The following is an 11,098-nucleotide window of genomic DNA, read 5'->3' on the forward strand; positions in this document are numbered from 1 at the left end:
TCAACGCCCTTGTGAGCCATTCTTGTGCTGCAACAATTTCTCAATCGCTTCCAGCCGCGCCAAAACATCATCGCGGTAGGCGTCCGTGCGCTGTACATCTTCCTCCTGATGCGCGTCCTGCATCGAATTCACAATTAAGCCTACAAGCAAGTTCACAACCGCAAATGTTGTCACCAAGATAAACGGAATAAAGAAAGCCCAGGCGTAGGGATAAACTTCAAGCACAGGCCGCACGATACCCATCGACCAGCTTTCCAACGTCATCACTTGGAACAAAGTATAGCCCGATTGGCCTAAAGATCCGAACCACTGCGGAAATTCAGCGCCGAATATCTTGGTGGCAATCACTGCGCCGATATAAAAGATGATCGACATCAGCAGAAACACACTACCCATTCCGGGAAGCGCGGTAATAAAGCCCTCAACCACACGACGCAAACGCGGCGCGACCGATACAACACGCAAAACCCGCAAGATACGCAAAGCGCGCAACACAGACAGACCGCCACTGGACGGGACAAGTGCAATCGCGACAACAGCGAGATCGAACAGGTTCCAGCCATCGCGGAAGAAACGAATGCCGCGTGCGATCAGCTTCGCTGCAATCTCAACCACAAAGATCGCGAGGCACGCTTGATCAATCGCAAGGATCAAACCGCCAAACTGCGCCATGATCGGTTTAGACGTCTCAAGCCCGAGCACGATCGCATTCACTACGATCACCAAAATAATGAAATTGCCAACTATGGGTCGATCTAACCAGTTGCTAAGTTGCTGACGCATGCGTGTTCCTTTGCCTTAGCCCTGCATATGTGTGCGTGCGAACTTCGCTGCAAGCTCCACATGTGATGACCAGCGGAATTGATCCACAACTTGTACCCACTCAAGCGTAAAGCCCGCATTAATCAACATATTCGCATCCCGTGCGAACGTCACCGGATTGCACGACACATAAAAAATCTGTGCGATCTCGCTTTTGGCCAGCTCTTTAACCTGCGCCTCTGCTCCTGCACGTGGCGGGTCAAGCACGGCGAAATCCAACTTCGCCAATTCATCCGACAAGAACGGTCTACGGAACAAATCCCGCGCAATCGCGTCGACTTTCTTCAAGCCTTTCGCCTCTCGCCATCCTCTGTCTAGCGCGGCGATCATAGGCTTCTCGCTCTCCAACGCGATCATCTCGTAGTGCTCGGCTAGCGGCAAAGTAAACGTGCCGCTTCCCGCGAACAGATCTACACCTTTCTCACCGCTCACCGCGTCCAAGACCGCTACGGTCAATGCATCCTGCCCATGCACCGTCGCTTGCAAAAACGCACCGGGAGGCGGGGCAACTTTGGCGGCACCAAATTTCTGATAAGGCGGATTACGCATGCCAATGACTTCATCATCCCAGGTCAAACGCGCCAGTTTATGCGCCTCGACAACGCCTGACAGGCCCACCGTCAATTCGCGATCAAGCGGCTTACCGCCTGTGACAAAGACATCCAGCCCCACCTCAGACAAAGTGACATTCACCGCCATCTCGCCTTTGCGAGATCCGCCAATGCGCGCGAGATCATCCATCAAAGCGTTTACACCTAGCAATTCAGGCACCACCAACTGACACTCTGGCACAGCAACAACCATATCAGAGCCGCGCGCATGAAAACCCCAAAGCGCACCTTTCTTGGTACGTCGCACCGCGAACGTGGCACGTCGACGGCTTTGTACGGGCGAGGTCACAATCGGCCGCAACTCCGTCTCAATCCCATGCACATCCAACGCGCTTTTCACGATCTGCTGTTTATATTCGCTAACAAACGGTTCAGAGGCGTGCTGCAACTGACATCCGCCACAGTTTTTGAAATGACGACACGCAGCAGCAACGCGTCGATTGGAGGGTTTGATGATTTTCACATCGCTCAAACGATCTCCATTGCGAATACCGCTCACACGTTCACCCGGCAAAGTGCGCGGCGCAAACACAGGGCCAGAAGCGATCCCGTCGCCCTGATGCCCTAATCGTTCAATCAAAAATTCTTCCATAGGCGTGCTAGTGCCCTATTCGGCGGCTGAACGCACGTCAATAAACCCGCCCGACTGACGGTTCCAATAGCGCGCATAAAGCCCGTCTTGTTTCAACAGACTGTCATGCGTACCGTCTTCGACAATGCGTCCCTCATCTAGAACAATGATGCGATCCATCTGGCTGAGCGTCGACAAACGGTGCGCGATCGCAAGGACAGTTTTACCTTCCATCGCGCGCTCTAACGCGGCCTGGATCGACGCTTCGACCTCGCTGTCAAGCGCACTTGTCGCTTCATCCAACACAAGGATCGGCGCGTCTTTGAGAATGGCCCGCGCGAGGGCAATGCGCTGTCTTTGACCGCCCGACAATTTCACGCCGCGTTCGCCCAAATGCGCATCGTAGCCTTCGCGCTTTTGACTGTCTCGAAGATTAGCAATGAATCCGTGCGCTTCGGCCTGTTCTGCGGAGTGGATCATATCCTGCTCGCTCGCACCGTGGCGCCCATAAAAAATGTTGTCGCGCGCAGATCGATTAAACATCGCAGTCTCTTGCGTGACCATCCCAATCGCGCGCCGTAGCGAAGTTTGTGTGACACTTTCCAGAGGTTGCCCATCAATCAAAATGCGACCCTCTTCCGCATCGTAGAGCCTAAGAAGAAGCGAAACTAACGTCGATTTTCCCGCTCCAGAAGCGCCGACAATACCGATCTTTTCGCTAGCCCCAATCGTAAGGGTCATGTCACTGATACCGCCCAGCGCATTGCCATATTGAAAGCTCACATTCTCGAAGGTGATCCTACCTTGAGGGACTTCAAGATCGCTTGCATGCGGCGCATCCTCGACACGCACAGGGTTGGCCAAAGTGTGCATGCCATCTTCGATTTCACCAATGTTGGAATAAATCGCCATCAGCGTGAACGACACCCATCCCGTCATCTGCGCGATTCGGATTGATACCGCACCAGCCGCAACAATATCGCCCGGCGTCGCTTGGCCAATTTGCCAGAAATAGATCGACGCGCCCATCAGCAAGACAGGTAAAATTCCTGCAATCACCATCAGGAAAAAGCGGAACGTCGCGGCGAGCCAACCATAGTGCAAAGACTGCGTACGGAACTTGCCCATTGCGTCCAATGCAACCTTATCTTCATGCGCATCATGCGCGAAAAGCTTGACGGTTTTGATGTTGGTGATCGTATCCACTAACTGGCCAGACACAGCTGCACGCGCATTCGCCCGTGTCGCTGCACGTGCGCGAATACGGGGCAAGAACCAGCCAATCAGCGCGAAATATACAAAAAGCCAGATTACGAACAACCCAGCGACGCGCCAATCAATCGCCCCAAGCAATGCAAAGCTGCCCAACAAAGATGCCAGCGCAAAGGCCACAACATTGATCGTTTCTGACACAACATCCGTCACAGCACGCGCCGTCTGCATCTGCTTTTGCGCTATGCGACCTGCAAAATCATCGTCAAAAAAACTAACCGACTGCCCCAGCGACCAGCGATGTAGCCGTGACTGCACAAGGGTCGAGACGTTCGGCATAACGATCACATGGTTCGCTGCGGAAGACACCGCAAACATCAAAGGCCGCAAAACGACGAAAAATCCAATGGCTAGAACGGCCATAACGATGTTTTTCGTCGTATAAAAATTTTCAGCGCCAGTCCCAACGACCGCATCGATCACGAGGCCCAAGATATAGGCTGTCCCCGCCTCCATTGCACCCGAGCCTGCAGACAAAAGTGCTGCAAGGAGTAGAACAGGCCAAGCGCTGGCCAAGCACCACCTAACAAACGCCCACAAAGTGTTTGGCGGTGGGCCATCCGCGGGACGGAAAGCTTCAATCCATGTTTCAATCTTTTTCATGTGTCCTCGGCATTCAGAAATCCGCCGGACTGACGCGCCCAGAAGTCAGCATATAGCCCGCCTTTGGACAAAAGCGCGTCATGCGTACCATCTTCAACGATACGCCCTTGATCCAGCACAATTATGCGATCCATTTGCGCAATCGTGGACAAGCGATGCGCAATCGCGATCACAGTTTTGCCTGCCATCATCCCGTAGAGCGTCGCTTGAATCGCGGCTTCGACTTCACTGTCCAAAGCGCTGGTTGCCTCATCCAAAAGCAAGATCGGCGCGTCCTTCAACATCACCCGCGCGAGCGTGATCCTCTGACGCTGGCCACCAGACAATTTTACCCCGCGCTCACCCACTTGAGCATCATATCCCTCACGCCCTTCAGCGTCGGCAAGGTCAAGGATAAACTCATGCGCTTCGGCTTGCTTTGCGGCTGCAATGACCTCTTCCTCAGTGGCATCAGGTCGACCATAGCGAATATTGTCGCGCACGGACCGATGCAGCAGTGAACTGTCCTGTTGTACCATCCCAATCTGCGCACGAAGGCTGTCTTGCGTGACTTTAGCGATATCCTGATCATCGATCAAAATGCGCCCACGGTCAGCATCATAAAATCGGAGCAATAGTTTAACGAGCGTACTTTTCCCAGCGCCAGAACGACCGATCAAACCTATCTTTTGGCCAGGTTCGATTTGCAAAGAAACAGTGTCTAATCCGCCTGTTTGTCTCCCGTAGTGATGGGTCAACTGATCAATCTCGATCCGGCCTTCTTCAAATTTCAAAGGTTGCGCATCCACCTGATCGACAAGTGTAATCGGTTGCGCAATCGTCTCCATCCCCTCTTTCACAACACCCAGCTGGCGGAAGAAACTGGTTAGCGCCCACATGATCCAAGCGGTCATCGCATTTAGGCGCAGCACCAGCGCCGTTGTCGCCGCGACGATCCCAACAGAGGCCTCACCAACACTCCAAAGCCAGATCGCACCACCGACAACACCAATGATCAACAGACCGTTCAGCATCACCAAAGCGAAGTCCATAATCGTAAAAATCCGCATCTCAGTCTGGAACGTCGTACGTGCGTTTTCGATAGCATCTTTCGCATAGTTCATTTCTTGCGGACCATGGCTGAACATCTTCACCGAGTGGATGTTCGTATAGGCATCCACGACCCGCCCAGTCACAGTAGACCGCGCATCGGACGAGGCTTGGGACGCAGGACCAACGCGCTTCACCGTCCACACAACCAACATCGCATAAAGTCCAAGCCAAATGACAAGCGGCAGCGCCAAACGCAGGTCCGCATTCGCCAGCAAGATCGCAGACCCGATGACATAGGCGAGCGAAAATGTGATCGCATCAAACACCTGAAATACCGCTTCACCAGCAGCTGGGGGCGTTTGCATAATGCGGTTTGCAATGCGACCCGCGAAGTCATTTTCAAACCACCCCACGGATTGCCGAAGCACATGTTTATGCGCACGCCAGCGAATGAGCGTTCCAAAATTTGGAAGGATCGTGTTGTTCAAAAGCGCAACATCAATGCCTTGCAGGATCGGACGTATGAACAGGATAAACAGTGAAACAATCAGAAACTCGGTGCCATATGTCTGCCAAACCAACGCCGGATCACCCTGCAAAATGTCCACGACGCGCCCCATGTAGGAGATCAACCAAATCTCCACCACAGCAACGATAACCGACATGATGCCCGCATACCAAAACACCCGTTTGAAAGGCTGCGAATAAGCCATCATGAACGGCCACAGCTTTTGCGGCGGCGTATCCGTCTCGGAATAGCTCACATAAGGATCAACAAGGCATTCAAAAAAGCGCAGCATAGGTTTCAGATTTCGGATCAGAAGAGTTAGACGAACAACATGATCGAAAATGCAGCCAAGGCCAAGGCCAGCACGCGCATGAATATCCGCCATGCAACTGGTGAGGTCAGCAAAAAGGTGAGCAAAGTGCCCGCCGCTGTCCAAAAGATGCACACGCCAAGATTTATGCCTGAAAATGCGCTTGCCAGTCGTGCCGCTTCGCCAATTGGGGAAAACCCACCGGGGTAAAGAGTTATGCCACTCAAGGCGACCGCCCAAATTTTGGGGTTTACCCATTGGAACAGAACGGCTTGAGTGAAAGTCATCGGAACATCGCTCGCGTCGCTCAAACGGGCCTCGCTGTTCCAAAGACGCCACGCCATCCACAATATCCAAACTGCGGCGATAGCCTTTAATGCTAGCACTAATTGCGGCATTGCAGTCAGAATCGCACCCAAGCCAAACGCAGTGAGGCCAGCGACAATACCAACCCCAAGAACAACGCCCACAAGATGAGGCAGTGTACGTAGAAATCCAAAGCGCGCGCCAGATGCGGTAAGCAGAATGACATTTGGCCCCGGTGAAAACAGTCCCAAAAACACGAACGCATAAATCGGATCGAGCAAAACGCTCACGCCAGCAGCTCATCTCGGGAAAGCGCAAAACCAGACACGATCCAGCGCTGCTCTAGTGTCGTTAACGCTTCACCTAATGCACGACCAGAAAGGTGAGGCAGGTCTTTCGCTTTAATCGGAAAAAGAGCGGTTTCGCCTTTATTCGACTCTTGCAATGCCTCCTCATTGAGAGGCATTTCTAGAAACGCTGACCTTAACAACAGAACATCTTTTGCAGTATTAGACCCGTGAAGATACCCAAGATGCGCAGCGGGCTTAGTCGTTTCAACTTCGTCTCGCAGGACCGCCCAGCGCTTGCTTTCCAATTTGCTTAAACGCAATTTTTTTGCCGCATCACTTGTTGTAAGCGCGCTTAACCGCCGGATCGGATCCGGCGCGATATTAATGCTTTGCTCCAAATGGATAAGCGGACCCAGCACGCGATCATCCGCACTTGGTAAAACAGCATGCAAGACACCCGAGGACCGCATAGCAGCAACTGCCATCGCGGGGTTCGCGGCAGTCATCAGTTTCTTAAGTTCCGCTCCAACGCGTTCACGCGACAAGCCTCGTAACCCGTCAAGGTTCGCGGCTATCGCAGCAAGCCCTTCGGGATCGATGCCCAGCGCAGGATCGCCGTACCACGCGGTAAAACGGAAAAACCTGAGGCTGCGCAGGTAATCTTCGCGAATGCGCGCTTCAGCATCACCAATGAAACGCACGTGCCGCGCGTTCAGATCAGGTATCCCATTTAACGGATCAACCACAGTGCCAGCAGGGTCAGCATAAATCGCATTCATCGTGAAATCGCGGCGTGCTGCATCCTCTAGAATGCTCTTGGAGAAGCGCACTTTCGCGTGTCTTCCATCGGTTTCTGTATCGTTTCGAAACGTAGTTAATTCATGCGGGATACCAGCTGAAACAATGGTAATTGTACCATGATCTATGCCGGTCGGAATGGACTTAAGACCAGCAAGACGAGCGCATTCGACAACATCTTTGGGGGTCGCATCAGTCGCAATATCAATGTCGGACACATCAACGCCAAGCAGTGCATTGCGCACGCAACCGCCAACAAAAAGCGCCTGAAATCCCTGCGAGGTGAGCGCATCGCAGACCACTTGGGTCGCTGCATCCTCGATCCAGGTGCCCTGAATCTTCATGGCCTCGCCAACGTATCAGCAAACATCCGAAGCATCCGCGCAGTCGCGCCCCAAATATAATAGGGCCCGTAAGGCACGGTGTAGTAGTAACGTTTCTGCCCACGCCAACAACGAAACTGCGTTTGGAAATTTTTTGGATCGTTCAAGAAAGAAAAAGAAACCTGGAAGACTTCCGCAACTTCGCCAGACTCCGGCATGACGTCAAATTCCGAGGTGATCACCCCAACAATGGGCGTCACTGTAAAACCAGTCACAGTCTCATGGATTGGCAGGCGGCCCAAGATTTTGACCTTCTCGCGGGGCAGCCCGATTTCCTCGAAAGCTTCACGCAAAGCTGTGTCTTCCAACGTGGCGTCGCTTGGATCTTGCTTTCCACCGGGGAATGCAATTTGGCCCGGATGATGTTTCAATGCGCTGGAGCGCATGGTCAGCACAATCTGCCACTCACCCTGCGAGCGAATAAGCGGCACAAGTACTGCGGCAGACCGCAACTTACGCTCTGCCGGCAGCACAATTTCAGGGTTCAAATCATAGTCAGATGATGGCGCACCAGACGCTGCCAACTTTTCACGTATATGATCGATTGTCTTAGGCATTCGCCTCAAAACCAACGCTTTGCGGGTCCAGATCATAATGCGATCCGCAGAATTGGCAGTCCGCCGTAACGCGACCATCATCAGTTGTCATCGTCTCAATGTCTTTCGCTGAATAGATCGACAAACTTTGGCGCACGCGGTCTTCCGAACAGGTGCACCCGAATTGAACAGCCTGCGGCGCGTAAACACGCGGTAGCTCTTCGCTGAACAACCGCAACAACAACTTGTCAGGTGAAACGCTGGGGCCAATCAGCTCCAACTCCTCGACAGTGTTGAGCAGAATGTTCACACGAGACCAGTTTTCCGCATCATCCCCCTCACCAACCACATCATTGGCTTGCAGCAATCCGCCCTCACCCGTCGCCTCTTGCGCAACGGAAGGCGATGCCTTTGGCATGTGCTGCAACATCACGCCACCCGCACGCCAATGCGGTTCACTCTGTTCGGTTGAAACGCCAAAGCTAAGCTCAAACCGTGTTGGAATCTGCTCGGATTGCGCAAAATAGGCCTCCGCACATGCGGACAGTGACCCACCTGCGATGGGAGTGATCCCCTGATACGGCGTCATACCCTCGCCCTGATCGATCATAATCGCGAAATAACCTTCGCCGATCTGATCAAACGGTTTTTCATCGGTCAGGCGATCCTCGGTATAGGACGCATATGCGCGAATGCGTGCAGGTGCACCATCTTCTGACGGGCCGTAGTAGTCCGTCGCGATCATCCGTACGGCACCCTTGGATTGAACCTGCAATGACAGCTTCCAGCGCAACTTGATCGTTTGGCCGATCAAAGCGGTCAGCACAGCCATTTCAGCCACCAAGGCCTCAACGGCAGGCGGATAATTGTGTTGCTTCAGAATGCCATCCAGGGCGCCGTCCAAACGGGCAACGCGGCCGCGGATGTCTGATGCATCCAATTGAAAGGGCAGAACAGAGTCGTCCCAAGCGAGTTTTTGTCCAAGTGACATGGGGTTTCCTTATACGCAGGCTCTTGGCATACAGCGCCTATATAGGTGCCGCAAGCATAGGTCCAAGGGCAAGCAGATGATCAGACGGTTTGGTACACCCCCGAAGAGCGGTGTTCACTATCACCTACGCCCCGGCGCATATGCAATTTTGGTGCGCAACACGCAAGTTCTGCTGACATTTCAGGAAGAACCTGAGCCAGAATATCAAATCCCTGGTGGCGGTATTGATCCGGGCGAACATATGGTTCCGGCATTGCGCCGTGAGATCATGGAAGAAACAGGCTGGTGCGTGGGTTCACCTGTGCGACTAGGCACCTTTCGACAATTCGTTTTTATGCCCGAATACGACAAATGGGCGGATAAAATGTGTCACATCTTTCTCGCGCGTCCTGCTTTGAAACTTGGGGAGCCGACAGAACTGGGCCATACGTGCATATGGACCTCTTCAGAGAGCGCCATTGATTTAGTAAGCAGTCCAGGCGCACGCCATTTCCTCACATCAGTGCTTTAGGTCAGAGCGCTTGGGATCAAATTCGTACAAAACCGCAGTTTACAGGGAGATTCAGATGACGCAGTCAACATTCGCCGTAACAGGCGTCGCAAGTGGCATTGGTGCCGAACTGGCCAGAATTTTAAAAGCGCAGGGCCACAGCGTAATTGGCTTTGACATCCGCAAGACGCAAGAAAATGTTGATCGCTTCATTCCTTTGGATCTTAACGATGCGAGTAGCATTTCAGCAGCGGCCGCAGCAGTGGACCGCCCGCTCCATGGACTTTGCAACAACGCTGGCTTGCCTCCCCGCGCTGGTCTTGAAGAGGCGATTTTGCAGGTGAATTTCCTTGGCACCCGCGCTTTCACCGATGCAATGCTTCCGCACCTGCGTGAAGGCGGGTCTATCGTCAACATGGCAAGCCGCGCGGGACATGGATGGCGAGAGGGCGTCGAACAAGTCAAACGACTGGCCAACTTGAAGCGCCGCGAGCAGCTTGCCAACTTTATCGCGTCAGAAAATATCGACGCAACGCGCTGTTATAACTTGACGAAAGAAGCTGTAATCCTTTGGACCGTTGCCGAAGCAGAAGCGATGGTGGGCCAAGGACTGCGCGTAAACTCCCTTAGTCCGGGGGGGATTTCCACAGGTATTCTGGGCGATTTTCAGAAAGCGTTCGGTGCCGCAATGGCCAGGAATGTCGAACGCGCAGGGCGACCCGGAACACCCGACGAGATCGCTGAAATCGCCGCCTTCCTACTCTCGTCTGCATCCAATTGGATAAAGGGCACTGACATTGCCATCGACGGCGGCATGGGAGCGTTCAATCAAAGCGATGCAATGGACCTGCAAAGCCTGCGCCTATCTCAATCCAACTAACATGGCGCAGCTTCGCTTTTTTCGAGCACTTGAGTGGCTGAGCAAGACCACGCCTACCACGCTCAAAGCTGACATTCTTGCGGGATTAACCAACGCGGCTATCTTGTTACACCAAGGCGTGGCCTTCGCGACTATCGCAGGATTGCCGCCTGAATACGGTCTCTACACGGCGATGATCACCGCTATTATTGCTGCGCTTTTATTCGCCGACCTTGCGGGCATGGCAGTACCAGGAACCACGCGATACATTGAGCTTGTTTTACTGCTGACGCTTTTGGTCGGGCTGTTCCAGATCATCGCAGGGCTAGCGCGCCTCGGCGAACAAGGGCGTCGATATGCTGAGTGCTACACCAGCGGCTCTGCCGAATTTCCAAGCCCCATCACTAGACTGGTCAATGTAGCAATTCTCACGCCGAGCGCGGCTGCGGTGGCTTTGGTCGGCCTCCTCGAAGCAATTTCGATCGGTCGCAAATTTGCGCTGCGCCGCCATGAACCCTTCGCGCCCAATCAAGAAATTGTCGCGCAAAGCCTTTCCAATAGCGTTGGAAGCTTTTTTCAATTCTACGCTGGATCAGGATCATTTACCCGATCAGGTGTCAACGCAGAAGCAGGCGCTGTTTCAAAACTTTCAGCAATTTCGGCTAGGGTCAGGACCCATTAACTGATTGAGCTTGCGGCGCTGTCATGATTCACGG

At 53.4% G+C, this 11,098-nt stretch carries 11 protein-coding genes; 3 read left to right on the forward strand and 8 right to left on the reverse strand.

Annotated features, from left to right (window positions below; all coding sequences use genetic code 11):
• From QZ280_RS00240 to QZ280_RS00275, 8 genes are read right to left on the reverse strand one after another with little or no spacing between them, the layout of a single operon-like run.
• Complete coding sequence (locus QZ280_RS00240; RefSeq protein ID WP_293440013.1) at positions 1 to 783, reverse strand: ion transporter; 783 nt, start codon at positions 781 to 783, stop codon at positions 1 to 3.
• Positions 784 to 798: 15 nt separating this feature from the next.
• A complete protein-coding gene (locus QZ280_RS00245; RefSeq protein ID WP_293440015.1) occupies positions 799 to 2,025 on the reverse strand; it encodes a class I SAM-dependent RNA methyltransferase in 1,227 nt (408 codons plus the stop codon).
• Positions 2,026 to 2,040: 15 nt separating this feature from the next.
• Positions 2,041 to 3,879: an ABC transporter ATP-binding protein gene (locus QZ280_RS00250; protein ID WP_293440017.1), complete on the reverse strand. Its 1,839-nt coding sequence runs from the start codon at positions 3,877 to 3,879 to the stop codon at positions 2,041 to 2,043.
• Positions 3,876 to 5,711 carry an ABC transporter ATP-binding protein gene (locus QZ280_RS00255; RefSeq protein WP_293440031.1) on the reverse strand — a complete coding sequence of 612 codons (1,836 nt, stop codon included), beginning with the start codon at positions 5,709 to 5,711 and terminating at the stop codon, positions 3,876 to 3,878. Before QZ280_RS00255 ends, QZ280_RS00250 begins: the two co-directional genes overlap by 4 nt.
• A 26-nt stretch (positions 5,712 to 5,737) precedes the next feature.
• A complete protein-coding gene (locus tag QZ280_RS00260; protein ID WP_293440019.1) occupies positions 5,738 to 6,325 on the reverse strand; it encodes a LysE family transporter in 588 nt (195 codons plus the stop codon).
• Positions 6,322 to 7,467 carry a CCA tRNA nucleotidyltransferase gene (locus tag QZ280_RS00265; protein ID WP_293440020.1) on the reverse strand — a complete coding sequence of 382 codons (1,146 nt, stop codon included), beginning with the start codon at positions 7,465 to 7,467 and terminating at the stop codon, positions 6,322 to 6,324. Before QZ280_RS00265 ends, QZ280_RS00260 begins: the two co-directional genes overlap by 4 nt.
• Positions 7,464 to 8,063 (reverse strand): CoA pyrophosphatase, encoded by a 600-nt coding sequence (locus QZ280_RS00270; protein ID WP_293440022.1) that lies wholly within the window; start codon positions 8,061 to 8,063, stop codon positions 7,464 to 7,466. The genes QZ280_RS00265 and QZ280_RS00270 overlap by 4 nt, the downstream gene beginning before the upstream one ends.
• Positions 8,056 to 9,033, reverse strand: a complete 978-nt coding sequence (locus QZ280_RS00275) for an Hsp33 family molecular chaperone HslO (RefSeq protein WP_293440024.1) — start codon at positions 9,031 to 9,033, stop codon at positions 8,056 to 8,058. The genes QZ280_RS00270 and QZ280_RS00275 overlap by 8 nt, the downstream gene beginning before the upstream one ends.
• 76 nt (positions 9,034 to 9,109) lie before the next feature.
• Here QZ280_RS00275 and QZ280_RS00280 point away from each other — a divergent pair, with 76 nt between their 5' ends.
• From QZ280_RS00280 to QZ280_RS00290, 3 genes are read left to right on the forward strand one after another with little or no spacing between them, the layout of a single operon-like run.
• Positions 9,110 to 9,544: an NUDIX hydrolase gene (locus QZ280_RS00280; RefSeq protein ID WP_293440026.1), complete on the forward strand. Its 435-nt coding sequence runs from the start codon at positions 9,110 to 9,112 to the stop codon at positions 9,542 to 9,544.
• A gap of 55 nt (positions 9,545 to 9,599) precedes the next feature.
• Positions 9,600 to 10,403: a coniferyl-alcohol dehydrogenase gene (locus QZ280_RS00285; protein ID WP_293440027.1), complete on the forward strand. Its 804-nt coding sequence runs from the start codon at positions 9,600 to 9,602 to the stop codon at positions 10,401 to 10,403.
• 1 nt (position 10,404) lies between these two features.
• The gene (locus tag QZ280_RS00290; protein ID WP_293440029.1) at positions 10,405 to 11,064 is read left to right on the forward strand and encodes a SulP family inorganic anion transporter; all 660 of its coding nucleotides are present in this window, start codon (positions 10,405 to 10,407) and stop codon (positions 11,062 to 11,064) included.
• The last annotated feature ends 34 nt before the right edge of the window (positions 11,065 to 11,098 follow it).

The sequence above is a fragment of the Planktotalea sp. genome (assembly GCF_018607995.1).
In the GTDB taxonomy this organism is placed as follows: domain Bacteria; phylum Pseudomonadota; class Alphaproteobacteria; order Rhodobacterales; family Rhodobacteraceae; genus Planktotalea.